The sequence below is a fragment of the Streptomyces sp. NBC_01716 genome (genome assembly GCF_036248275.1).
Taxonomy (GTDB): Bacteria; Actinomycetota; Actinomycetes; order Streptomycetales; family Streptomycetaceae; genus Streptomyces.
On the sequence record NZ_CP109181.1, the window covers coordinates 454,332 to 478,278 of the forward strand.

Genomic DNA, 23,947 nt, shown 5'->3' on the forward strand with positions numbered 1-23,947 from the left:
GGAGGCGGCGGCTCACGGCGTGCGGGCCCACTGCTCGACGTTCCACCAGGGGCCGGACGCGAGGCCGTGGTCGTGCGGTTCGACCTGGGTGGTGAGGGTGCCCCAGGTGTCGTCCACGACATAGATGTGGTCGATATGGGTCAGGAAGGTGTAGCCGGGGTCCTTCATGAGTTCACGCTGGACTGTGTCGTACGCGGCCTTCCGCGCGGGCTTCTCGCCGCTCTCGCGACCGGTGTCCAGGGCCTTGTCGACGGCCGGATTGTCGTACCAGGCCATGTTGTTGAAGCCGTCCCCGGCGAGGCCGGAGCTGAGGAGGCTGAACTGGTCGAAGTCCGGGTCGCCGGGCGCCCCGCCGCCCGCGAGGACGGCGTCCGCCTTCATCCGCGGCTCGATGACCTCCCACGTACCGGCCTGGGTCTTGATGTCGATGCCGGCCTTCTTGGCGTCGGACGCGTAGGCGAGGGCATGGTCCTGGCGGAGCTTGTCGCCGGTGAGATACCAGAGCGGGAAGCTCGCGCGTACGCCGTCCTTCGTACGGATGCCGTCGGGGCCGGTCCGCCAGCCCGCCTCGTCGAGTACGCGCTTGGCCCCCGCGAGGTCGTGCGGGCGCTCGGTGCCCCGGGTGAACCACTCGCTGTCGGTGGGGACGGGACCGTAGGCGGCCTTGCCCGCACCGTCGAGGATCTTGTCGACCATGGTTTCGCGGTCGACGGCGACGTCGAGCGCGCGGCGTACAGCGGTGTCGCCCGTGACCTTGTTGTGGGTCGGCAGGGTGACGGTGCGGTAGTCGTACGTCGTGGCCGCGTACGTCCGCTTCCCCTTGTCGTTCTTGAAGCCCTTGGCGAGATTGGGCGGCAGGATCGCGCCGTCGAGGTCACCGGCCCGGAGCCGGGTGGCGCGTACGTCGTCGTCCTTGATGATCGCCATGGTGAACTTCTTCACCCTGGGCTCGCCGCCCCAGTACTCCGGATTGGCCTTGAAGCTGATCTTCTCGCCCTTGGACCAGTTGGTGAGGAGATACGGCCCCGTGCCCACGGGCTTGCTGGTGAACGGGCCCGAGTTGACGTCCTGCTTGCCCGCCACATGCTCCGGCGCGATGGGGAGCACGGTCCGCTGGGCGAAGGGCGCGTAGGGGTACTTCAGGGTGAAGACGACGGTGCTCTCGCCCTTGGCCGTGACGTCCTTGACGGCCGCCAGCTCGGTCTTGGACGGGTTGTTGGTCTTCGCGTCCAGGATGGTCCGGTAGGTGAAGACGACATCCGCCGCGCTGAAGGACTTGCCGTCGCTGAACTTCACGTCGTCGCGCAGCCGGTAGGTGTAGGTCATGCCGTCCACGGCGACCTCGGGGAGCGCGGAGGCGAGGGCGGGCTTCAGATTCATGTCGCGGCCGACGCTCAGGAGTCCGTCGAAGATCTTGGAGTTGCCGTCCTTGCCGTAGCCGAGCAACGGGCTGAGGCTGTCCGGCTCGTAGGCGATCCCCACGACGGCGGACTCCTGGTCCCCGCCGTCGCCGGAGCCGCTGTCCGGGTTCGAGCAGGCCACGGCGGTGAAGGCCAGCGAGCCGGCCAGCGCCGCCGCGACCGTGCCACGTATGGAACGGGCCGTCATGGATTCCACACCCCTACTGAAGATCAACCGTTATTGCGAACGACTCGCAATTAAACAGTATGTAAAGGGGTGCGTGTCCAGGTGGTGTGAGGGTCGAACCGATGAACAGCGCTACGCGGTCGGCCTTCCGGGAGCCGGCAGAGCGGTCAGCACCGCGAGCCTCTCGCGGTGCGATCCGGTCGAACCCAGCGCGATCTCGGCGGACTTGGCCCGCTTGAGATACAGATGCGCGGGGTGCTCCCAGGTCATGCCGATGCCGCCGTGGAGCTGGACACACTCCTCGGCCGCGTGGACGGCGACCCGGCCGCAGTAGGCCTGGGCGACCGCCACGGCGAGCGGTACGCCTGAGCTGTCGGTGGCCAGCGCGTCCGCGGCGTTGCGGGCGGCGGCGCGGGCCGAGACGACCTCCAGCCAGAGCTGGGCCATCCGGTGCTTGAGGGCCTGGAACGAGCCCACGGGTCGGTTGAACTGGTGCCGTTCGCGGGTGTGCCGCACGGTCTCCTCCAAGCACCATTCGGCGAGGCCGAGTTGCTCGGACGCGAGCAGTCCCGCACCGGTCAGCAGTCCGCTGCGTACAGCCGCCTCCGCCGTGCCCGCGTCGGCGAGCCGGGTCCCCGCGGTGAGCGCGGCGGCGTCCACGGTGACGGTCGAGAGCGGACGCGTGAGGTCGAGCGGGGTCTGCGCGCGGACGGTGACGCCGGGTGCCGCCGTCTCGACCGCGTACAGCCCGTCGTGGCCGATGACGAGCAGGACGTCGGCGATCGCGGCGTCGGCGACGGCTCTGATCGCGGCCCCCGGCGCCGTGTCGGGAAGCGGGGCGTCCGGTCCGGTGGAGAGCGGGACGGCGAGAACGGCGACCGTACGGCCTTCGGCCAGCGCGCTGAGCAGCTTGGCGACGGCCCCGCCGTCACCGGTGCCGCAGCCGAGCAGCGTGTGGGTCGCGATCACCGAACTGGTCAGGTACGGCGCGGGCGTGACCGCCCGGCCCAGCTCCTCCAGCACCACCGCCGCCTCGCGGTGGCTCGCGCCCTGGCCACCGAGCGGCTCCGGGACGAGTAGCCCGGCCGCGCCGATCCCGGCGGCGAGCGACGTCCAGAGCGCGGTGTCGTACGGGGCGCCGGACTCGGCGCGGTCGAGCGCGGCGGGGATGTCACCGCGACCGGTGAGCAGCGACCGTACGGCGGCGCGCAGGTCGTCCTCCGTCTCGGAGTACAGCAGGTCGGGCGCGTCATCCAGGGTGCTCATCGGGCGAGGTCCTTCCAAGCGACGTCCTTGTCGTCGCGCGGCTCGGCGGGCAGGCCGAGGACGCGTTCGGCGACGATGTTGAGCAGTACCTCACTCGTGCCGCCCTCGATGGAGTTGCCCTTCGAGCGCAGATAGCGGTAGCCGGCCTCGCGGCCGGTGAAGTCGACGAGTTCCGGGCGGCGCATCGTCCAGTCGTCGTACAACAGGCCCTCGTCACCGAGGAGTTCGACTTCGAGCCCGCTGATCTCCTGGTTGAGCCGGGCGAAGGAGAGCTTGAGGCCCGAGCCTTCGGGGCCTGGCCGGCCCACGGCGAGCTGCTGGCGCAGCCGTTCGCCGGTGAGACGGGCCACCTCGGCTTCCACCCAGAGCGCGAGAAGACGCTGGTGCAGCTGATGGGTACGCAGTTCGGGGCGTTCACGCCAGGTCCGGGAGACCGGGCCGATCATGCCGCCCTCGCGCGGGAGCCGGGCGCCGCCGATCGAGACGCGTTCGTTCATCAGCGTGGTCCGGGCGACCTTCCAGCCGTCGCCGACCGCGCCGAGCCGGTGGGCGTCGGGGATCCGGACGTCGGTGAGGAAGACCTCGTTGAACTCGGCCTCGCCGGTTATCTGGCGCAGCGGCCGGACGTCGACGCCGGGAGCGGTCATGTCGCAGATGAAGTAGGTGATGCCCCGGTGCTTCGGCAGGGCGGGATCGGTCCGCGCTATGAGGATGGCCCAGCGCGCGAGATGGGCGCTGGAGGTCCACACCTTCTGCCCGTTGACGATCCAGTCACCGCCTTCACCGTTCGCACCGCTGCCGCCCTCGCGTACGGCGCGGGTGCCGAGCGCGGCGAGGTCGGACCCGGCGCCCGGCTCGCTGAAGAGCTGGCACCAGACTTCGTCACCGACCCACAGGGGCCGCAGGAACCGGCGCTTCTGCTCGTCGGTGCCGAACCCGAGGATGGTCGGCGCGGCCATCCCCAGGCCGATACCGATCCGGCGCGGGTCGTTGTCGGGCGCGCCCGACGCGGCCAGTTCGGCGTCGACGACCGACTGGAGAGAACGGGGGGCGTCGAGTCCGCCGAGACCGGCCGGGAAGTGCACCCAGGCGAGCCCGGCGTCGAAGCGGGCCTTCAGGAAGTCGGCCGGTTCCGTGTCGGCCGGCGGGTGAGCGGCGAGCAAGTCCCTTGTACGGCGGCGCAGTTCGGCCGCGTCGATCGCGTTCATCGCTCGCCCGCCCCCGATCCGATGCCGGGGAGTACGACGAGGCGGCCGGTGGTCGTGCCGTCGGCGACACGCTGGACGGCTGACGCGGCCTCCGCCATCGGGACGCGCTCGCTGATGAGCGGCTTGACGACGCCCTTGGCGGCGAGTTCGGTCAGCTCCTGGTGACAGCGGAGGATCGCGGCGGGGTCCTTCTGCCTGTAGAGGCCCCAGTGCAGACCGAGGATCGAGTAGTTCTTCACGAGCGCGTGGTTGAGCGCGGGGCTCGGGATCGCGCCGCTCGCGAAGCCGATGACAAGGATGCGGCCCTCGAAGGCGACGCACTTGGCGGACTGGGCGTACGCGTCGCCGCCCACGGGGTCGTACACGACGTCCGCGCCGCGCCCGCCGGTGAGTTCCTTGACGGTCGCGACGATGTCCTCGGTGCGCCGGTCGATGACCTGGTCGCAGCCCAACTCCCGTGCCACACGGGCCTTTTCCTCACCGCCCACGACACCGATGACGGTGGCGCCCGCGGCCTTGCCGAGCTGGACGGCCGCGCTGCCGACACCTCCGGCGGCGGCGTGCACGAGCAGCGTCTCGCCCGCCTGGAGGTGCGCTCTGCGGTGCAGCCCGAACCACCCCGTCTGGTAGGCGATGTGCAGGGCCGCCGCCTCGGCGTCGTCGAGGGCGCCGGGCGCGGGAAGTACGGCCGACTCGTCGGCGACGACGTACTCGGCGAGTCCGCCGTGGGGCAGGGCCGGGGTCGCGATGACGCGCCGCCCGTCCCCGGTCTCGGCGCAGACCTCGACACCGGGCGTGAAGGGCAGCGGCGGGCGGACCTGGTACTGGCCCCGGCAGAGCAGGGCGTCCGGGAAGTTGATGTCGGCGGCCAGGACCTTCAGCAGGAGCTGCCCGTCCCCCGGTGCCGGTGGATCCACCTCGTCCAGGCGCATCACCTCGCCCGGCTCGCCGTTCCGGTGCACTCGCCATGCCTGCATGCGGGGGCCTCCACAGATGAGGGTCGGTACGCGCTCATCCGCATACTAAGCGGTCGCTTGCCCGCTGGGAACAGCCCTGCGAGCACCACACCCCCCCCGGCGCCTCACCCCTTGCCCGCCGCCTCCGTCACCTCGGCGCCTTGGCGCGCGACGGCGACCACCGCCATGTCGTCGTCGCGTTCGCCCTTCGTCCACCGGCCGATCGAGCTGAACAGGGCGCCGATCAACCGCTCCGGGTCACGGTCGGGGGGCTGCTTCAGTTCACTGCACGGGTCGTAGAAGGTCCCGGTCTCGTTCCTCGCCTCCGTCACTCCGTCCGTGACGCAGAGCAGGGTCGCACCGAGGGGGAACTCGTACGAATGGATCCCACCGCCGACACCGGGAGCGAGATCCCGCATCCCCAGGGGCGGCGACGCCTCGCCGGTGTCGAGGGGGACCAGCTCACCGTTCCTCAGGAGATACGGAGGGGGATGACCGCAGTTCACCAGCCGAAGGATGGTGCCGCGCCGGTTGATCTCGACCAGGAGGGCGGTGGCGAACGACTCGGCGGCGTCCGCCGAGAGAGGGTCCGAGTGTTCCTCGACGGACCGGGCGACGGCACGGTCGAGCCGATCGGCCAGCCCTACCAGATCGGCCTCGGACTCGGCGCGTTCACGGAACGCGCCCACGATGACAGAGACGGCGGAGACCGCGCCCAGGCCCTTGCCGCGCACATCAGCGATGAGCAGTCTCAGGCCGAAGGGGGTTTCCTCGACGGCGTAGAGATCACCCCCGATCCGGGCCTCGGTGTACGCCGCCTCGTATCGGCACGCGACCGTGATCGGGCCGACGATCTTGGGAAGCGGTGGCAGCAGTGCCCGCTGAAGTATCTCCGAGGTGGATCTGACCACCGAGAACTGCGCGCTCTGTTTGTCGAGCATGCGGCGCAGCGCCAGCGCGAAGGCGGAGGCGATCAGCACCTCCAGGAGCTGCACGAACTCGGCCACGAAGCCATGGCTGGCCTGGAGCGCGGAGATCGCGGTGACCGCGATGGCGACGACCACGACGAGCAGTGTGTAGCGGAACGTGCTGGTGATGGCCGCCGCCGTGGCCGCGACACCGATGAGCGCGGCGCCGCTGACGACCCTGGGGGTGATCAGTTCGAGGACGACGGCCCCGATCAGGAGCAGCGGGGGCAGCCAGTGGTACCGCTGGATCCGCTGGATCCGTGACAGCCCCTCGTCCATGACACCGGTCCTTGTCTGCCGAGCCCGTCTCTCCGTTCAGCCACCACATCACAGGAAGTCACGGGAAGAAGGCACTCGCGCGGCCCCGGCGAAGCCGTGTCAGCGGCCGAAGACCTCGAACGGCACCGCCGGCCGGCCGCCGAAGCGCGCGTCAGATCTCCCCGCGCGTCAGATCTCTCCGCGCGCCAGGCCGAGCAGCCGGTCGAGCACCCGTGGGCCCGAGACCCGGACGCCGTCGTGCTCGTACTCGTCGGTGACCCAGGTGCGCAGCCCCCGGACGGCGCGCGCCGTCTCCAGCGCGTGGCCGGTGTCGACGTACATGTCGTCGTGGTAGACGGCGGCGGCGACCGGGACCTCGTTGGCGGCCAGTCGGCCTGCGTCGTACAGCGCGGGCCAGTCCGTGCGCGCGGCCAGCAGTTCGGCGGTCTCGCGCAGCGGGCGCAGCGCGGGGTCGCTGGTGAAGTGCCAGGGGTGGATCGTCTCGCCGGTGAAGAGCAGCGGGGTGTCCCCGGCGAGTGTCCGCTCCGCGTCGAAGCGGGGGAACTCCGCGCGGACCCGCTCGGCCGACCAGGCGGTGGGGCGGTCGTCCTGGGCGTAGATCGCCTCGTGGACCAGCGCGTACAGGGGGTGCCCGGCGAAGGAGAGCTCGGCGGCCACCTTCTCCTGGAAGGCGTCGGACAGTTCGTGCCCGGCCGCTGTCCTCACGAACGCGTTGTCCAGCAACTGGTGCAGCAGGTGGGTGCCGTCGCCGGTGCCGAGGAGGATGCCGAGCGACTGGAACGCCTCGGGAGTCAGCGTGTAGCCGTTCGGCAGGACGGGACGGTGCTCGGCGATATGGGCGACGATCCGGCGGGCCCGCTCGACGTCCTGCGGATAGCGGGCGTAGTGCGCGGCGACCTTGCGTTCGATGCGCGGGTAGGCGGCGCGATAGACGTCGTCGGGCCCCGCGTCGAGCGAGGGCAGACCGCCGGTGATCAGTACGGTGCGCAGGCCCTCGGGCGCGGTGGAGAGATAGCGGACGGCGCAGAAGCCGCCGAAGCTCTGGCCGAGCACGGTCCAGGGGGCGCCGCCGGTCAGCTGCGGGCGGATCACCTCGCAGTCGCGCACGATGTTGTCGGACCTGAAGAGGGCGAGATGGTCGGCCTGTTGCTCCGGGCCGCCGAGCGCCGGGAGGGTCTGCCGGTTGAGGGGGGTGGAGAACCCGGTGCCGCGCTGGTCGAGGTGGAGCACCCGGAACTCTTCGAGGGCCCGGCCGAGCCAGGCCTGCTTGCCGATGAAACGGCGGGCGCCGAATCCGGGGCCGCCTTCCAGATAGACCAGCCAGGGCAGGTCGGCGTCGACTTTGGACGCGGCGACGGCCTCGCGCCCGTACAGCTCGATCCGCTCCCCCGACGGGTTCTCGTGGTCGAGCGGGACGGAGAAACGGTGGTCCGTGAGGACGACGCCGGGCTGTCGGTAACTGGTCAAGGGTGCTCCTGGTTCGGTGCGGGTCCGGTCACCTCGGCCGGTCCTCCCCAGACGGTACGACGGCCCGGTGCCGGCACGCCGGACGGGCCCGTGGAGCGGCCCGTCCGGCGGCGGTGGGTCAGCCGCGTGCCACCGCGATCGAACCCTGGAGCCGCTCACCCGCCTCGTAGACCATGTAGGGCACACCCCGGTCGGTCCCGAAGCTCGGGGCGGCACTGCGTCCGCTGTCCGGGGCGGTGTTGGCCGAGTCGTAGAAGAGACCGAGATGGTTGCGGCGGCTGAAGTCGTTGCCGACCTCGGTGATCAGCAGATTGCCGCCGTGCTCCTTGTCGGTGTGGTACACGACGTACGAGCTGCCGTTCCGGCTCAGCAGGTGCGGGCCTGAGATGTTGTTCACCCCGACGTCGGAGTGGCGGATGAGCGGCGTCTGGGCGAACGTCCAGTTGCGGCCGTCCGCCGACCAACCCCAGCCGATGTCCCGGCGGTTGGACTGGTTGTTGAGCATGAAGAGCATCACGTAGTGCGCGCCGCGCGAGGGCAGTTCGTGCTGGAAGACGCGGGCGTACGAGGTCTCGTTGGTGCCCGCGGGCATCATGTCCTTGGTGAGCACCACCTTGTCGTACGTGAAGGTGATGCCGTTCTTGGAACGGGCGAGGCGGGTGGTGCCGTTCTCACCGTGGAAGTAGAGCCACAGCTCCTTGAGGTCCTCCCGCCACAGGACGTGCGGGGACGCGACATGGCTGACCTTGTAGTGCGGCTGCCAGTTGTTGGAGACGATCGGGTTCGCGGTGTACTCGGTGAACGGCCCCTCCAGTGAGTCGCCGTAGGCCAGGCAGATACCGCCGGGCGCGTCGTGCGGGCCGTAGTAGAGGTAGTAACGGCCCAGCGGGTTCGCCAGCTTGTCGTAGACGCCGCGGATGCACGGGAAGATGATCTCCCCGGTGGGGTTGTACTTGAGCTGAGACGGCTTCAGAAGCGTCTTCAGATACTTGTAGTCCGGAAATCCGCCGGGCGCCGCCGCCAGGGCGGGGGCGGTGGAGGCGGTGGATGCCGCTGCGGCACCGCCCGCCGCCGCACCGGTGGCGACCACGCCGGATGCCACGGCCGCGGTCGCCGCCGCCGCGCGCAGGAAAATCCGCCGGCCGGGGTTCTCCGGCTGGTACGACTCGCTCACTTGCTCGTTGCTGTCGTGCTGTGTCATGTCGTGCTCCTCCAGGGGAGTTGAGAGATCACAGATACGTGGCGGCGGTGACGCAGAATCCGCCGAGGGCGACAGCCCAGACGTACGGGAGGGTCCGCAGCATCACCTGCTGCGGTGTGACCCCCGCGTACTGAGCGCTCCACACGGTCTGGGTGCTTGTCGGGTCCGACACACCGAAGACCTGGTTGTACGAGGTGGCGATGCCGAGCACCGCGACAGCCGGGTAGATGCCGGCGGCGATGAGGACACCGGCGATGCCCGCGCCGAGACCGAAGACGTTCAGCGGCCCCCGGTAGAGGCAGAGCGGTACGAGCAGGGTGAAGACCACGACGAACAGCACCGGGTTCTGCGGGCTGACCGCCTTGATCAGAGGCTCCAGCGCCTCCACGGCGCCGGGCAGCTTCACTGCGGCGAGCAGGATGCCGATCGCGATGAACAGTACGATCGGCGCCGCCGCGATCTCGAAGCCGCCGTACAGGGTGCGCAGCAGCCGCTTGTTCATCTCGCCCGGCCGGGTGGTGGTGACCAGCGCGTAGAGGACACCGGCCAGCATCGACGGCAGGATCGCCACGTCGAGGCCGAGGGCGAGGACCAGCGGAACGAGCGGGGTGAGCAGCGCGTACCACGGAGCGTCGCCGAGCTGCTTACGGCGCGAAGCGGGCTTCGCGGACGCGGACTTGAGCGACCAGGCGTGTTCGACGCCGCGTCGCCGCGTCTCGATGAGGACGAAGAGGATCGCGGCGGCCAGCGCGAACGGGAACAGCTTGAGCATGAAGCCGCGCACGGTGTCCACGGGCAGTTCGAGCGCGGTGGAGAAGAACTGCCAGATGGGCAGCTCGAAGGGCATACCGGCGGCGATGCCCATCAGGATCGTGCCGGCCGCGGTGACCTTGGGGATGCCGACGGCGATCATGGCGGGGATGCCGATGATGCCGGCGAGCATCGCGGCGGGGGCCGAGCCCGTGACCGTACCGACCAGGGTGGAGACGGCGAGGACACCGAGGGCGACCACGACCGGCCGGTCGCCGCCGAACTCGACGATCTTACGGACGAGGGTGCCGGCGATACCGGTCTCGTCGAGGAGCTTGCCGAGCCAGGAGCCCAGCAGGATCGCGATCATCGTGGCCGCGAGAGCCGGTGCGCCCTCCTGGATCACCGTGTCCAGGACGCTGTTCTCGCCGGTCAGCGGGGCGCCCGCGAGGAAGGCGATGACAATGGCCAGGATGGTGAGGGCGAAGGCGGTGGGAAGCCTGCGCGTGAGCATCGCGGCGACACCGACCGCCATGACAAGAAGGATGACGACGCCCATGGCGTTACTTCTCTCTTCCGTGCGGGGAGCCTTGCTGCGGGTCGGCCACGGTGGCCAGGGCGGCCGTCAGCAGGAGCGGGCTGCGGCCGAGACCGCAGACCGTGCGGGCGTAGGCGTGGGCGGCGATCTCGTCGGCGCCCGCGACATGGCCGTACAGGCGGTGACGTCCCGCGCGCAGCACGACGTGGCCGAGTGACTGCTTCAGGGCGCTCTTCGCCGGCCCGTGGTGGAGCTGTTCGTGCACGGCCTCGTGGGCGATCGCCGCTTCCCGTACCGACCCGGCCGGATACCAGTGGCGCCAGCCGAGCCGGTCGATCAACTCCTCGGCGAGGGCCAGGGTGTCGGTGAACAGCTCGACGGTCGGGACCGGCCGGGAGGTGTAGCGGGCGAGGAGGCCCTTCGCCAGGCCGTCGCCGCTCTCCACGACCCGTGCCGTGGGGGCGACATGGGCGAGCGAGGCGCCGAACTCGTCGGCGGTACGGGCCCATTGGCGCAAGCGGTCGTGGTCGCGGCTCTCGTGCGTGGGGGTGTTCGCGAGCAGCCGGACGCCGAACTCGATGTCGTCCGTCGCTTCGAGTGCTCCGATCTCCGCGAGCGTGGCGCGGTCGAGCAGGGCTGCCGTCATGAGCGCACCTCCAGGACGGCGATGACCGGCTCGTCGGCGGCGCGTGCCCGCAGTTCGCTGCGGGCGAGTGCGAGCAGCGGCTGCGGGTCGAGCACACCGGAGAGGTCGGCTATCCGGGAGCCGATGAGCAGCCGCAGGGCGGGGGCGCGGACACCGCCGTCGCCGTACGAGGTGGTCTCCCGCACCAGCCCGGCGAGTACTTCGGGCGCCCGGCCGACGGTGGTGGTCTCGACGCGGGCGTCCGGTGCGTGGAGGCGTACGACCCCGTCGGCGTCCACGACGCGTACCGGGTGGCGGTCCGCGCGGAAGCGGCGGTGCACGTCGGTGCCGTACACGGTGTGCGCGGGGGTGCCCGCGAGCACACGCACCGACGCAGGGTCGGTCTTGAGGCTGTCGGCGGCGGCGCGCAGCCGGTCGGTGTCGTCCGCCCGGTGGGCGCGGTCCTGCGTACGCAGCTCCGTGGCGCCGGTCGCGACGGCCCGCACCGTGCTGGTCTGCGGGTCGACGGTGACCTCCACCTCGACGCCGTCCGCCGCCGCGCCCTGGGCGACGACCGCGGCTTCGGCCTCGGCCCGTACGGCGAGGATCTGTTCCTGGCCGGCGCCGGGGATGATCCGTTCGACCTGCTCACGGATGAGGGCGAGGGCGACGCCGATGGGGCTGATGACCTCGTTGTGGCGGGCGATCCTGCCCTCCTGGCCGGTGACGGCCGCGAGGTGCGGGGTGACGGAAGCCGCGCCGCCACCACCGCCGACGAGCACGGCGGTGTCCTTGTCCAGGCGGTAGTCCCGGATCATCGCGTCGACCACGGACTTCACCTGGTCGGTGCCCGCGTCCAGGACCCGGGCCGCCGCCGTGGCGACGTCCGTGCCGAGCGCGGCGGCCAGGGGGGCCACCGCGGCGTTCGCCACGGCCGGGTCGCAGTGCGCGAAGTCGCCTTCGGGGACCCGGCCCAGCGCGTTGGCCGCGCAGGTCATGGTGATCGCGAAGCGTCCGCCGGCGGCGTCGAGGACCGCGTAGTCGGCCGGGTCGTCCTCCATCGGCCGGATCGTGGTGACCTTCGCGTCCCGCAGGTCGTCGAGGGTCGCGAAGCAGGCGTACGGCAGCCCCGCGATGTGCGCGCTGCGCGGCCCGGCGCCGGTGACCTTGCCACCGCCGATACGGACCATGGAGCCGCCGCCGACGCCGACGGTCCTGACGTCGAGCGCCGACAGGTACGACGCCTTGCCGAGGATGGTGGCGTGCCGGACGGCGACCTTGCCCCGCCGTACGACGCTGATGTCGGTGGACGTGCCGCCGGTCTCCAGGAACAGGCCCTCGCTGACGCGCTCCTGCATGAGCGCGCCCGCGACGCCCGCCGCCGGTCCTGACAGCACGGTGAGCAGCGGCCTGCGCCGCATCTCGTCCAGCGACATCACTCCCCCGTCGCAGCGCATCACCATCAGCGGCGCGTTCACACCCGCCTTGGTGATGGACGCGTCGACCAGGTCGGCGGTGGCGAGCATGCGCGGCAGGATCGCGGCGTTCACGACGGCGGTCCTGGTCCGCTTGTGGAGCCCGTACAGCGAGGTGATCTCGTGCGCGGCGGTCGTCGGCAGTCCGCGCTCCCTGGCCACGGCGACGACCGTGTCCTCGCCCTCGGGGCGGTCGACGCTGAACGGCTGGCTGGCGACGACGACTTGGGCGCCCTCCTGGACGACCGCCTCGACGGCGGCGCGCACGGCGGGCCCGTCGTCCGGGTCGGCGACATGGGCGTAGGCGAGCGGAAGCCGCTTGCCCGGGGTGAGTTCGAGCTTCCGGAAGGCGGCGAGCCTGCGGGTGAACCCGGCGCTCGGACCGGTGCCGAGACCGATCAGACCGACTGTGGCGACGTCGCCCTCCAGCAGGGCGTTGGTAGCCTGTGTGGTGCCGTGGGCCAGGAAGGCCACGTCCTTCGGGGCGTGTCCGGTCTGCTCCAGCAGACGGTCGAGAGCTTCCACGATGCCGTGGGCGACGCCGTCCTGGTGATGGTGGCTGGTGGGTACCTTCACCTGCCCCAGGAGTTCCAGGGTCGTGGCGTCTACGGCCACGGCGTCGGTGAAGGTTCCGCCCACGTCGATGCCGACGCGGATGCGGTGGGTGTTCATGGCTTGGGCACCTCCTTGTGCACAGTTGGCATGGCGCGGGCGGTAGGCCGGGCGGGGCAGGTGGAGCTGCTCCTGCCCGGCTGTTCCGTCCCCGTGTCGCCGGGTGTCGTCAGTAGCCGCGTACGTCGGGCCAGTGGCGCTGCACTCCCTCGCGGTCGAGCAGCCGGGCGAATCGGTCGAACCGCTTGTCCTCGGCCTGGACCTGGTGCGGTTCGACGCCCTCGGCGACGCAGTGTGCGGCCAGCGCGCCCGCGACCTCGCCGATGTTCCATTCCACCGGGTGGAGCCGGTAGCAGCCGTTGGTGATGTGGGTGGTGCCGATGTTCTTTCCGGCGGGCAGCAGATTGCGGACCCGGCGCGGTACGAGTGCGCCGAGGGGGATCTCGAAGGGCACGGAGCCGATGTCGATGTAGTTGTCGCCGCCGGTTGAGGGGTGCAGGTCGATGCGGTAGTTGCCGACGCCGACGGAGTCCCGGTAGCGGGTGCCGCCGTGGGGGCCGACGATGTCGATCGCGACGTCGTGCTCGGTGACGGTGGTGACGGCCTTGATACGGCGTGACTCGCGTACGTACGGCGCCTTGGCGAGCCCGTCGGGCGTGCCGGTGATGTCGGGACGCGGGCGCAGGCCGGGGAATCCCGTGCCGCCGTCGGCGCGGGGCGCCTCGGTCTGGAGCCAGTACAGGACCGACAGCGAGAGCTGGCGCGCCTCGGCGAGCGCGGCGGCCGACGTCTCCTCGCCGGCGCCGATCAGGGGCTTCAGCCAGTAGTCGTTCAGGGGCCAGTTGACGAGCGTGATGTCGGAGTCGAACGCGCCGGGCCGGTGCAGCTTGCGGGCGAGGATCCGGCGGAAGCCGAACAGTTCCTTGTCGCCGGCGTCGGCCGACTGGTCGGCGGTGACGTCGAGCGGGTCGAGGTCCGGGTTGGGCACGAAGGTGCGCGGTACGGCCTCCAGCGTGCGGGGGTCGGGCGCGAGGAAACCGAGCAGCGGTCCGGGCCAGAAGTCCGGCTGGTACGTGCGCCAGAAGTCGTAGTCGGCCGGGCGCTCGATGGTGTGGTCCTCGCCCTCGTGGTGGGAGAGCGCGAAACACACGGTGATGCCCTGCTGGTTGAGGGGCTGGGCCTCCTCGGGGGCGTGCGGCTCGTCGAACTCGCTCCTCGCCTCGGCGCCGATCGCGTGCTCCACGCCGGCCAGTTCGAGGAGTTCGCCGGTCTCGGTCGCGTCGATGACGTAACGGGCTCTGATCGTACGGCGGCTGCCGTCCCGCAGGTCGGTGAGCGTGACCGACCGTACGGTGTCGTCGTCGCCCGCGTCGGCGGCGACGGGGCGGTGTTCGGTCAGCAGCGTGAGCCGGCCCGACGAGCGGTGCGGCGCGAGCATGGCGTCAAGGACGGCGAGGGCGACGCGCGGCTCGTGGCAGAGCTTGCTGACCCGGCCGGCGCCGGGGTTGAGATCGGTGAGCGCCAGCGCCTCGGAGCGCAGCGGGTACCACTCGCGGTAGTGGTCCCTGATGGACTCGCGCAGTCTGCGGTACGAGGCGGTGGTGCCGAACTGCTCGACCCACGGGTGCTCGTCCGGCGGGACGGCCTGGGAGGTGAGCTGGCCGCCGATCCAGTCCGTCTCCTCGGTGAGGACGACCGTGCGTCCGGCACGGCAGGCGGCGAGGGCGGCGGCCACGCCGCCGAGCCCGGAGCCCACGATGAGGATGTCGGGTGCGGATATCACGGATCTCCTTGAAGTGCATTGTGTTGCTTGGTACTTGGTGTGCGGGGGGGGTCGGCGCGCTGGGCGCCCGGTCGGGTTCAGAGCTGGGCGGGTGGCGGGCCCGCCGTCGTACCGGGCCGGAAGGCACAGGCCACCAGCGGTTCCGTGGCCTGCTCCCCCGCCACCAGCGCGGCGAGCATCCGCACGGCGGCGGCGCCCAACTGCGGCCGGGGGATGTCGAATCCGGTGGGCGTCGGCCCGTCGGACAGGTCCGGCGGCGGGCTGCCGAGCAGCGCGAGCGACGCGTCGCGCGGGCAGTCGATGCCCACGAAGTGCGCGGCGCCGTGCAGCGCGCGCCAGGCGTCCCCGGTGTCGGTCTCCTCGGCGACGAACGCGGTGACGCCGTCGTCGAGCCAGGCGCGCAGCCGTTCGGCGGTGAGGTCGTGCTCCGGGTCGGCGGAGCGGAACACGGCGGCCGGACCGCCGGGCAGCCCGGCCTCCTCCAGACCCTTGAGGAAGCCGTGCTCACGATCGGTGGAGGCGGCTGCCTCGTCGTCCTCCCGGACCAGCACGATCCGCCGGTGGCCGAGCCCGGCGAGATGCGTGACGACCTCCTTGCTGGCGCTGACGTAGTCGGCGCCGACCCACGCCAGACCCTCCAGCTCGTCCCTGCGGCCGAGGTGGACGACGGGGAAGCCGTCGTCCACCAGGCGCAGCAGCTCGTCGGCCGGCGCGTGGCGGCCGAGGAAGAGACAGCCGTCGGCGAGCCGTACCCGGTTGAGCGCCTGCGGTCCGGCGGCCCCCGCGCCGCCGGTGCTGGAGCCGGTGAAGAGCACCAGGTCGTAGCCGCGTGCGGCGGCTTCCTGCTCGACGCCGACAAGGAACGGGTAGTACGAGTGCTGCACGTCGGTCGGGAAGGTGGACGTGAAGCTGAAGACCCCGAGCAGATTGTTCCTGGCCGCGGCGAGCCGGCTGGCCGCCGGGTCGGGGACGTAGCCGAGGATCCGTACGGCGTCGAGCACCTTGCGCCGGGTCTCCTCGGAGATCGTCGCGCCCTGCTTCCGGGCCCCGAGCACCAGCGAGACCGTGGCCTGTGAGACCCCGGCGAGCCTGGCGACCTCGGCCTGGCGGGGGCGCGCCGTACGGCCCGGGGGTGCGGGGGTCCGGCCCGGCCGGGCCCGCTTCCTGGGTTCCTCCACCGTGTTCCTCCGGATCGTTAATGCGTATTAGTAATGCGCATTGACGAGTACTGTGGACCTCCGGGGCGGCGCCGGTCAAGAGATCGCCAAAACTTCTTTCGCACACCCCTGCGAGTCCTGGGCGGTCCCGCCTCGTCTCTCCCGGGGCACTTCTGCGACGGGCACGCGGGACGTACGGTGTGCTCGTCCGCCCGCGAAACCCGAGGTGATACCGCACATGGCCCTGTTCGATCTGCCCCTCGACGAGCTACGGAGCTATCGGAGCCGCTCCGTGGAACCGGCCGACTTCGACGACTTCTGGGCGACGACTCTCGCCGAGGCCCGCACCCACGATCTGAACCCGGTCTTCAAGCCCGTCGAGACGGGTCTGTCGACCGTCGATGTGTACGACGCGACCTTCGCCGGCTTCGGCGGCCACCCGGTCAAGGGCTGGTTCGTCCTGCCGGCGGGGGCCCGTGAACCGCTGCCCCTGGTGGTCGAGTTCGTCGGCTACGGCGGCGGGCGCGGGCTGCCGCACGCGCGACTGCTCTGGCCATCGGCCGGCTTCGCGTACTTCGTGATGGACACCCGGGGCCAGGGCGCCGGGTGGGGCGGCAGCGACACCCCGGACCCGGTGGGCAGCGCGTCCGCGTTCCCCGGCTTTATGACCCGGGGCATCGAGGACCCGCACGAGTACTACTACCGCCGGGTCTTCACCGACGCGGTCCGCGCGGTGGAGGCCGCCCGCTCCCATCCGCTCGCCGACGCCTCCCGCACGGCCGCGATCGGCCGCAGCCAGGGCGGCGGGATCACGCTGGCGGTGTCCGGCCTGGTGCCGGACCTGGTGGCGATCGCGCCCGACGTCCCGTTCCTCTGCGACTTCCCCCGGGCGACGACGCTCACCGACAGGCACCCGTACCGGGAGGTGGGCAAGTACCTCAACACCTACCGCCGCCGGGGCGAGTTGGTCCGGCGGACGCTCAGTTACTTCGACGGGGTCCACTTCGCGGCGCGCGGCCGGGCCCCCGCGATGTTCTCGGCGGCCCTGGAGGATCAGACCTGCCCGCCGTCGACGGTGTTCGCGGCGTTCAACGCCTATCCGCACGAGGACCGGACCATAGAGGTGTACGAGTTCAACGACCACGAGGGCGGCGAGCAGTATCAGGAGGAGGCCCAACTGGGCTGGCTGCCGCCCCGTCTGACGGCTTGACAGTTCTCTCGTCTCTCGTCTCTCGCCGGTCGTCGCGGCGCGGCGCGGCGCGGCGCACGGTCATTCCGGCGCCGCGTCCTCCGGTGTGCCGCGCGCGAGCGTGGCGAGGAGGTCCAGGGCATCGGTGAGCGTGCGGTGGGAGGGAGTGCCCAGGGCCAGCCGCACGGCGTTCGGGGCGCGTCCGGTGCCGACGGTGAACGCGGCGCCGGGCGCGATGGCGATGCCGTGGCGGCCCGCGGCGGCCACGAAGGTCTCGGCGCGCCAGTGGTCGGGCAGCTCCCACCAGCAGTGGTAGGCACGGGAGTCGGCGTGGACGGTGAAGCCCGCCAGGCTCTCGGCCCTGATCCGCTGGCGCTCCACGGCATCGGCGCGCTTGGCGCGCCCGATCGCGGCGGCCGTGCCGTCGGTCGTCCACTGCGTCGCGGCGTCGAGGGCGAACCGGCCCGCCGACCAGGCTCCCGACCGCAGGGCCGAGGCCAGGCGCTGCTCGAAGCCGGGCGGTGCCACGGCGTAACCGAGCGTCAGTCCGGGCGCGAGCCGCTTGGACATGCTGTCGAGGACGATGGTGCGTTCGGGGGCGAGGCCGGCGAGCGGGGAGACGTCGTCGCGGAGGAATCCGTAGATCGCGTCCTCGATGATGTACAGATCCAACGCCCGCATCGTTTCGACGAGTTGAGCCCTGCGGTCGGGCGGGGCCGTCATGCCGAGCGGGTTGTGGAGCGTGGGCTGCAGATAGACGGCCCGTAGCGGCGGCGCGGCGGCCAATGCCTCCGGCAGGAGTCCGTACTCGTCCATGGCGAGCGGGACGAGGGTGATCCCGAGGCGGGCGGCGATGCCCTTGACGACGGGATAGGTGAACTCCTCCACGCCCAGCCGTTCCCCGGCCGGGACGCAGGCCGCGAGGGCAGCGGCGATCGCCTGGCGGCCGTTGCCCGCGAAGAGGATCCGCTCCGGGTCGGGTGTCCAGCCGGCGCGTGCGAGGAGCGGCACGGCGGCTTCGCGGGCGGCTGCGGATCCGGAGCCGCCGAGCGGGCGAAGGCTTGCCGCGAGTACGTCGGGGCGCTGTATGCGTGCCATACCGGCGGCGAGGAGTTCGGCCTGCTCGGGCAGTACGGGGAAGTTGACCTCCAGGTCGACCCTGGCCTCGCTGGGCTCCGTGAGCGTCGGCTGCGGACCGGGCGGCGCGGCGCGCACGAAGGTCCCGCGGCCCACTTCCCCGACGGCCAGTCCGCGCCGGATCAGCTCGCCGTAGACCCTGGCCGCCGTGGAGTTGGCGATTTTACGGCTCCGGGCGAACGGCCGCTGCGGGGGCAGCCGCTCCCCCGGGCGCAGACGCCCGGCCCGGATGTCGGCCGCCAGTTGGTCGGCGATCAGGCGGTAGTCCTCCATGGCGGCCCCTCCCCGGAGTGCGGATGGCGGATTGCGGCTCCGCAGATTGCACCGAGATCAATCTCGTCATTGCATCGAGATATTGCACCACTTAGCATCGAGACGCAAGCCGGACGCCTCACGGGCCGGCGACGAGCGAAGGACACGGACATGAGCACCACGACGCTTCACGACATCACCCTCGCCTACGACGACGCGGGTGGGGACGGGGCTGAGGGCGGCGCCGATGTCCTGGTCCTCGTACACGGGCATCCGTTCGACCGCTCCATGTGGCGGCCCCAGATCGAGACGTTCGCCGGCCCCCGGCGGCGGGTGATCGCCGCCGATCTGCGCGGCTACGGCGGGAGCACCGTCGTGCCCGGCACGACGACACTCACCACCTTCGCGTGGGACATCGCCGCGCTCCTCGACCGGCTGGGCGTGGACCGTCCCGTACTGGGCGGCCTTTCCATGGGCGGCCAGATCGTCCTGGAGTTCTACCGGCTCTTCCCGGAGCGGGTCCGGGCCCTGGTGCTGGCCGACACCTTCGCCGCCGCCGAGACGGCGGCGGGCAAGGTGGCGCGCAACGCGATGGCCGACCGGCTCCTGCTGGAGGGGATGGGGCCGTACGCGGACGAGGTGCTGACCAAGATGGTGGCGCCCCGCAACGTCGACGCTCTGCCCGCGGTGGCCGGGCACGTACGGGACATGATGCGCGGCGCGCCGCCCGAGGGAGCCGCAGCGGCCCTGCGGGGCCGGGCCGAACGGCCGGACTACGTCGCCATGTTGGGGCGTGTCACGGTGCCGGCGCTCGTCGTGGTCGGCGGCGAGGACGAGTACACGCCGGTCGCCGACGCGCGCGTGCTGAGTGAGGGGATACCCGGCGCGAGGCTCGCGGTCATCGAGGGAGCCGGGCATCTGCCCAACCTGGAGCGGCGGGCGGAGTTCGACGCGGTGCTCGGTTCATTCCTCGACTCCCTGCCGCCCATTGCTCCTCGCGGCTGACCGCGAGTGCCCGCGCCGTCGCACCCCGAGGGACCGTACCCCTCCGGTCCCGTCTCTCCTATGCTTTGGCCGCGCGCCAGCAGGGCCGCAGTCGGGAAGGGAAACGCACATGCTGAGCAAGCATGAAGCCGCCGAAGCCGTCCGCGAGGCCAAGGTGAGGACGGGGATCACCTGGGCCCAACTCGCCGAAACCGTCGGCAAACCGCTCGCCTGGACCACGGCCGCGCTCCTTGGCCAGCATCCGATGGAGAAGGACGACGCCAACAGGGCGGCGGCGCTCCTGGAACTGGGCGAGGACGCCGCGGTCGCCTTCCAACTCCAGCCGTCGCGCGGGGCGTTGGACGCGGCGGTGCCGGTCGATCCGACGATCTACCGGCTGTACGAGGTCGTCCAGGTCTACGGTCCGACGATCAAGGAACTGATCCACGAACAGTGCGGCGACGGCATCATGAGCGCCATCAACTTCCGGCTGGACGTCCGGCGCGTGCCGGACCCCGCCGGTGACCGCGTGGTGATCACGCTCGACGGCAAGTACCTCCCGTACCAGTGGTGACGGGTCTGCCTACGCCGGCGTGCGGGCGCTCAGGGCGCGCGTGAACCAGTCCAGCGCCGGGGCCCGCCATCCGTTGATGACGGCGAGCAGTTGGAGGTAACGCGGGTGGAGCGTGTCGCCGTCCATGAATCCAACTCTCGTGTCTCCCCCGGCGGGAGACTCAACTCCGTGGCGCACGCCCCAGTACGTACGCCTGGATGGCGGTCACCGCCGCGCCGCGTGCCCAGAGGCCGAAGTCCACGGGCCGTACGTCGAGCGAGACGGCCGCCGCCCGCGGATCCCGGTCGTACGCGAGGCCGTCGCGCAGCGCCTCGTCCGCCACCTCCGCCAGCCGTGACCCCTCGCCCGTCAGGACGATCTCCGTGGTGAGGGTGAGGTTCGCGACGGCGGCGATCAGGCGCCCCAGGGCCCGTCCCGAGGCCATGACCAGCGGCCCGGCCACCGGGTCGCCGGCCGCCGCCAGTTCGAGGCACTCGTCGTACGGGACGTCGCGCCGCAGACCGACGGAGGCGGCGGCGCGGAGGGAGGCCATCGAGAGCATGGCGGTCGCACAGCCGCGGTGCCCGCGCGGACAGAGCGGTCCCAGGGGGTCCAGCGGGAAGTGTCCGAGGAGGCCGACCCCGGCGTCGGGGCTGTCCACGACGCGGTCGTGGACGACGAGGCCGTAACCGATGCCCGCTCCGACGGTGAGAACAGCGAAGCGGTCGTGACCGCGTGCGGCGCCGAACCAGTGTTCGGCGCGGGTGAGCGCGAGCAGGTCGTTGTCGACGGCGGTGGGCACCCCGAGGGCGTCGAAGAGCAAGGCGCCGAGCGGTACCTCGTCCTCCCACTCCAGGAAGGGCGCTTGGGTGACCGTCGCGTGGTCGGCCACACAGCCGCCCAGGCTGACTCCGGCGGCGGCGATGTGCGTTGTCCCCGGGGGGAGTTGGGCAACGAGTTCGGCCGCGAGCGAGCGCAGGACGGCGACGACCGAGGCCGGGTCGCGGTCCGGCAGGTCCGCCCGCGCGGAGGCGACGACCTCGGCGCGGAGCGTGGTCAGTACGGCGTGCACGGACTCGTGGGTGATCTTGGCGCCGATGAAGTGGTGCGCGTCGGCGACGATGTCGAGCGGTCGGGTGGGGCGCCCGGCACGCGGTTCGTGGCTGGTACCCGACTCGACGAGGAGTCCGCTGTCCAGGAGCGGTTTCGCCAGCCGGGTGAGGCTGCCCGCGGACAGGTCGAGCCGGCGGGCGAGTTCGCTGCGGGACAGCGGGCCGCGCAGCAGCACTTCCAGGGCGACGGCGTGCGTGGCGCCCGAGAGCGGGGTCCACGGCGCTGGAGTCACATACAAGGGAGGGGCCTTCCGCGGCGGGGCGACGCCGGTCGAGTGGTCCGCCCATCCTGCCAGGCGCTCTCATTTACTTCCACACCGGAAGTAAACATTCCTCCAGGGATCTGTTTTCGCCACATGGAACACACAGCACCCGCCTCTTGACGGACGAAAACTTCCACCCTGAAACTAAAGAGGCTTACGAGATCAGGCACGGGCCGCCCGGTGGCCGATGGACGACGGACAACCCGAGGAGCCGTATGCAGACCGGTGCCGCCCGTGGCCACCTCCACCTCCGCGCGCCGGGTACGAGCCTGGTCCTGGACTGCACCGGCGACCGGCTGCCCCGCGTGCTCCACTGGGGCGACGATCTCGGTGACATCGCGGCGACGGGACCAGGGCGTGTTTTAGAAGTAGCGTCGTCCGCCCATCGGGCGGGGCCCACGGCGTCTGGTGCGTGCGATCGCAAGGCGGAGGATCAGCCCCGTAGATGGACCGGACGTACTTGGATGACTCCGACAACGCAGCGAGCGCGCGTGCCAGACGCCGTGGGCCAGACGGGACTTCTCAAACACGCCCTGGCCGAGCTGGCCACGGCCGGCGCCGCCCGGCAGATGTCCAACACCCTCGATCTGCCCGTACCGCTCTCGCTCCTGCCGGAGCACTCGGCCGGCTGGCTCGGTACGCCGGGCCTCACCGGGCACCGCGACGGGGCCGACTTCTCCACCGCCTTCACCGTCCGCTCGATCCGTACCGTCCGCATGCCGGACCTTCCCGATGCGCACGCGCTCACGGTCGACGCCGTGGACGAGCACGCCCGGCTCGGCCTCGTGCTGGAGATCGAGCTGACCCCTTCCGGGCTCGTACGGCAGCGTGCCACCGTCACCAACCGCGACACCGGCGAGCGCCCGTACGTCCTCGACGGTCTGCTGCTCACCCTCCCCGTGCCCGCGCACGCCACCGAACTCCTCGACCTCACCGGCCGGCATGTGCGCGAACGCAGCCCGCAGCGGCACGAGTTCACGCTCGGCACGCATCTCCGCGAGAACCGGCGGGGCCGCACGGGCACCGACGCGACGCTGCTGCATCTCGCGGGCGAGCGCGGCTTCGGATTCCGTACGGGTCAGGTCTGGGGTCTGCATGTGGCGTGGAGCGGCAACCACCGCACCCTGGCCGAACGCACCCCCGCCGGGGTGTCCCTGCTCGGCGGCGGCGAGACCCTGCTCCCGGGCGAAGTCCTGCTGACAGGCGGCAAGTCGTACACGAGTCCCTGGATCATCGGGTCGTACGGCCATGGGCTGGACGAGATGGCCGGGCGCTTCCACCAGCAGCTGCGCGCCCGGACCCACCACCCGAGGCGGCCCCGGCCGGTCACGCTCAACACCTGGGAGGCCGTCTACTTCCAGCAGGACCTCGGCAGGCTCACGGCACTGGCGGACGCCGCCGCCGAGGTGGGCGCCGAACGGTTCGTCCTGGACGACGGATGGTTCAAGGGCCGCCGGCACGACCGCGCCGGGCTCGGCGACTGGTACGTGGACGAGACCGTCTGGCCCGAGGGGCTGCGTCCGCTGGTGGACCATGTCCGGTCCCTGGGGCTGGAGTTCGGGCTGTGGGTCGAGCCCGAGATGGTCAATCCCGACTCCGACCTCGCCCGCGCGCACCCCGAGTGGATCCTCGCGACGGGCGGGCGGCTCCCGCCGGAGTCACGTCAGCAGCAGGTGCTCGACCTCGGCCACGCCGGGGCGTACGACTATCTGCTGGAACGCCTCGACGCGCTGGTCACCGAGTACGACATCGACTACCTCAAATGGGATCACAACCGGGATCTCGTGGAGGCCGGACACAGTCCGACTGGCGCCGCCGGGGTCCACGCGCAGACCTCCGCCGCGTACCGGCTCCTGGACGAACTGCGCTCCCGGCACCCGGAGTTGGAGATCGAGTCCTGTTCCTCCGGCGGCGGCAGGATCGACCTCGGCATCCTGGAGCGCACCGACCGCGTCTGGACCAGCGACTGCATCGACGCACTCGAACGGCAGCAGATCCAGCGCTGGACAGGGCTGTTGCTGCCGCCCGAGCTCCTCGGCGCCCATGTCGGCTCGCCTGTCGCGCACACCACCGGCCGGGCCCATACGCTCGACTTCCGGGCCGGGACCGCGCTCTTCGGTCACTTCGGCGTCGAGTGGGATCTCACCGCCGCCGACCCCGCCGAGCGCGCCCGGCTCGCCGAGTGGGTCACCGCGTACAAGGAGCTCCGGCCGCTGCTGCACACCGGCACGGTCGTCCACGGCGACCATCCCGATCCGGCGCTGTGGGTGCACGGAGTGGTGTCGCCCGACCGCTCGCGCGCGCTGTACGCCCTGGTCCAGACGGCGACCAGCGTGATGTCTCCGGCCGGCCAGGTCAGGCTGCCGGGGCTCGACGCGGACGCGCGCTACCGGGTGCGGCCGTACCGGCCCGGCGACCGCGCCGAGGGACCCCACCGGTCCGACCCGCTCTGGTGGGGGCAGGCGGACGGGGTGGAACTGACCGGGCGGATGCTGGCCGTCGCCGGGGTGCGGGCACCGACGCTCTTCCCGGAACGTCTCGTGCTCGTGGAGGCACGCGGACTCTGACCGCGACCGACGAAAAGG

At 71.5% G+C, this 23,947-nt stretch carries 18 protein-coding genes; 4 read left to right on the forward strand and 14 right to left on the reverse strand.

Features of this window, described 5'->3' with window-relative positions; all coding sequences use genetic code 11:
- Positions 1-12: 12 nt before the first annotated feature.
- From OIE74_RS02035 to OIE74_RS02090, 12 genes are all read right to left on the reverse strand, one after another.
- A complete protein-coding gene (locus OIE74_RS02035; RefSeq protein WP_329377732.1) occupies positions 13-1,608 on the reverse strand; it encodes an ABC transporter substrate-binding protein in 1,596 nt (531 codons plus the stop codon).
- 111 nt (positions 1,609-1,719) lie between these two features.
- A complete protein-coding gene (locus OIE74_RS02040) occupies positions 1,720-2,853 on the reverse strand; it encodes an acyl-CoA dehydrogenase family protein (RefSeq protein ID WP_329377734.1) in 1,134 nt (377 codons plus the stop codon).
- Entirely contained in the window at positions 2,850-4,061 is a 1,212-nt protein-coding gene (locus tag OIE74_RS02045; protein ID WP_329377737.1) for an acyl-CoA dehydrogenase family protein, read from the reverse strand. The genes OIE74_RS02040 and OIE74_RS02045 overlap by 4 nt, the downstream gene beginning before the upstream one ends.
- Complete coding sequence (locus OIE74_RS02050) at positions 4,058-5,038, reverse strand: NADPH:quinone oxidoreductase family protein (RefSeq protein WP_329377739.1); 981 nt, start codon at positions 5,036-5,038, stop codon at positions 4,058-4,060. The genes OIE74_RS02045 and OIE74_RS02050 overlap by 4 nt, the downstream gene beginning before the upstream one ends.
- Positions 5,039-5,142: 104 nt before the next feature.
- Positions 5,143-6,264, reverse strand: coding sequence for a PP2C family protein-serine/threonine phosphatase (locus tag OIE74_RS02055; protein ID WP_329377741.1), 1,122 nt, complete (start codon positions 6,262-6,264; stop codon positions 5,143-5,145).
- 168 nt (positions 6,265-6,432) lie between these two features.
- Positions 6,433-7,731 carry an alpha/beta fold hydrolase gene (locus tag OIE74_RS02060; RefSeq protein ID WP_329377743.1) on the reverse strand — a complete coding sequence of 433 codons (1,299 nt, stop codon included), beginning with the start codon at positions 7,729-7,731 and terminating at the stop codon, positions 6,433-6,435.
- 118 nt (positions 7,732-7,849) lie between these two features.
- Complete coding sequence (locus OIE74_RS02065; RefSeq protein WP_329377745.1) at positions 7,850-8,932, reverse strand: hypothetical protein; 1,083 nt, start codon at positions 8,930-8,932, stop codon at positions 7,850-7,852.
- Between the two features lie 28 nt (positions 8,933-8,960).
- Positions 8,961-10,241, reverse strand: a complete 1,281-nt coding sequence (locus OIE74_RS02070) for a transporter (protein ID WP_329377747.1) — start codon at positions 10,239-10,241, stop codon at positions 8,961-8,963.
- A 4-nt stretch (positions 10,242-10,245) separates the two neighbouring features.
- A complete protein-coding gene (locus tag OIE74_RS02075) occupies positions 10,246-10,866 on the reverse strand; it encodes a hypothetical protein (protein WP_329377749.1) in 621 nt (206 codons plus the stop codon).
- Positions 10,863-12,992, reverse strand: a complete 2,130-nt coding sequence (locus OIE74_RS02080) for a hydantoinase/oxoprolinase family protein (protein ID WP_329377750.1) — start codon at positions 12,990-12,992, stop codon at positions 10,863-10,865. The genes OIE74_RS02075 and OIE74_RS02080 overlap by 4 nt, the downstream gene beginning before the upstream one ends.
- Positions 12,993-13,101: 109 nt before the next feature.
- Positions 13,102-14,715 carry an FAD-dependent oxidoreductase gene (locus tag OIE74_RS02085; protein WP_329377752.1) on the reverse strand — a complete coding sequence of 538 codons (1,614 nt, stop codon included), beginning with the start codon at positions 14,713-14,715 and terminating at the stop codon, positions 13,102-13,104.
- Between the two features lie 77 nt (positions 14,716-14,792).
- Positions 14,793-15,893 carry a LacI family DNA-binding transcriptional regulator gene (locus tag OIE74_RS02090; protein ID WP_329377754.1) on the reverse strand — a complete coding sequence of 367 codons (1,101 nt, stop codon included), beginning with the start codon at positions 15,891-15,893 and terminating at the stop codon, positions 14,793-14,795.
- A 217-nt stretch (positions 15,894-16,110) separates the two neighbouring features.
- On the opposite strand from OIE74_RS02090, the gene OIE74_RS02095 reads away from it, so the two are divergent.
- A complete protein-coding gene (locus OIE74_RS02095; protein ID WP_329377756.1) occupies positions 16,111-17,082 on the forward strand; it encodes an acetylxylan esterase in 972 nt (323 codons plus the stop codon).
- Between the two features lie 60 nt (positions 17,083-17,142).
- Here the strand turns inward: OIE74_RS02095 and OIE74_RS02100 are convergent, their stop codons facing one another.
- On the reverse strand, positions 17,143-18,471 hold the full coding sequence (locus OIE74_RS02100; protein ID WP_329377758.1) for an aminotransferase-like domain-containing protein: 1,329 nt from the start codon (positions 18,469-18,471) through the stop codon (positions 17,143-17,145).
- Positions 18,472-18,621: 150 nt separating this feature from the next.
- Here OIE74_RS02100 and OIE74_RS02105 point away from each other — a divergent pair, with 150 nt between their 5' ends.
- Complete coding sequence (locus OIE74_RS02105) at positions 18,622-19,455, forward strand: alpha/beta fold hydrolase (RefSeq protein WP_329377761.1); 834 nt, start codon at positions 18,622-18,624, stop codon at positions 19,453-19,455.
- 109 nt (positions 19,456-19,564) lie between these two features.
- On the forward strand, positions 19,565-20,008 hold the full coding sequence (gene cynS, locus OIE74_RS02110) for a cyanase (protein ID WP_329377763.1): 444 nt from the start codon (positions 19,565-19,567) through the stop codon (positions 20,006-20,008).
- A gap of 160 nt (positions 20,009-20,168) precedes the next feature.
- On the opposite strand, the gene OIE74_RS02115 is transcribed toward cynS, so the two are convergent.
- Positions 20,169-21,332, reverse strand: coding sequence for an ROK family transcriptional regulator (locus tag OIE74_RS02115; RefSeq protein WP_329377765.1), 1,164 nt, complete (start codon positions 21,330-21,332; stop codon positions 20,169-20,171).
- 245 nt (positions 21,333-21,577) lie between these two features.
- Here OIE74_RS02115 and OIE74_RS02120 point away from each other — a divergent pair, with 245 nt between their 5' ends.
- Positions 21,578-23,929 carry an alpha-galactosidase gene (locus OIE74_RS02120; RefSeq protein WP_329377768.1) on the forward strand — a complete coding sequence of 784 codons (2,352 nt, stop codon included), beginning with the start codon at positions 21,578-21,580 and terminating at the stop codon, positions 23,927-23,929.
- Positions 23,930-23,947 lie beyond the last annotated feature (18 nt).

Bases quoted from the DNA above. Each gene is read 5' to 3' on its own strand.
- OIE74_RS02070 (WP_329377747.1), bottom strand. From the start codon at position 10,241: ATGGGCGTCGTCATCCTTCTTGTCATGGCGGTCGGTGTCGCCGCGATG.
- OIE74_RS02080 (WP_329377750.1), bottom strand. From the start codon at position 12,992: ATGAACACCCACCGCATCCGCGTCGGCATCGACGTGGGCGGAACCTTC.
- OIE74_RS02100 (WP_329377758.1), bottom strand. From the start codon at position 18,471: ATGGAGGACTACCGCCTGATCGCCGACCAACTGGCGGCCGACATCCGG.
- cynS (WP_329377763.1), top strand. From the start codon at position 19,565: ATGCTGAGCAAGCATGAAGCCGCCGAAGCCGTCCGCGAGGCCAAGGTG.
- OIE74_RS02055 (WP_329377741.1), bottom strand. From the start codon at position 6,264: ATGGACGAGGGGCTGTCACGGATCCAGCGGATCCAGCGGTACCACTGG.
- OIE74_RS02105 (WP_329377761.1), top strand. From the start codon at position 18,622: ATGAGCACCACGACGCTTCACGACATCACCCTCGCCTACGACGACGCG.
- OIE74_RS02040 (WP_329377734.1), bottom strand. From the start codon at position 2,853: ATGAGCACCCTGGATGACGCGCCCGACCTGCTGTACTCCGAGACGGAG.
- OIE74_RS02035 (WP_329377732.1), bottom strand. From the start codon at position 1,608: ATGACGGCCCGTTCCATACGTGGCACGGTCGCGGCGGCGCTGGCCGGC.
- OIE74_RS02120 (WP_329377768.1), top strand. From the start codon at position 21,578: ATGCAGACCGGTGCCGCCCGTGGCCACCTCCACCTCCGCGCGCCGGGT.
- OIE74_RS02065 (WP_329377745.1), bottom strand. From the start codon at position 8,932: ATGACACAGCACGACAGCAACGAGCAAGTGAGCGAGTCGTACCAGCCG.
- OIE74_RS02050 (WP_329377739.1), bottom strand. From the start codon at position 5,038: ATGCAGGCATGGCGAGTGCACCGGAACGGCGAGCCGGGCGAGGTGATG.
- OIE74_RS02045 (WP_329377737.1), bottom strand. From the start codon at position 4,061: ATGAACGCGATCGACGCGGCCGAACTGCGCCGCCGTACAAGGGACTTG.
- OIE74_RS02095 (WP_329377756.1), top strand. From the start codon at position 16,111: ATGGCCCTGTTCGATCTGCCCCTCGACGAGCTACGGAGCTATCGGAGC.
- OIE74_RS02075 (WP_329377749.1), bottom strand. From the start codon at position 10,866: ATGACGGCAGCCCTGCTCGACCGCGCCACGCTCGCGGAGATCGGAGCA.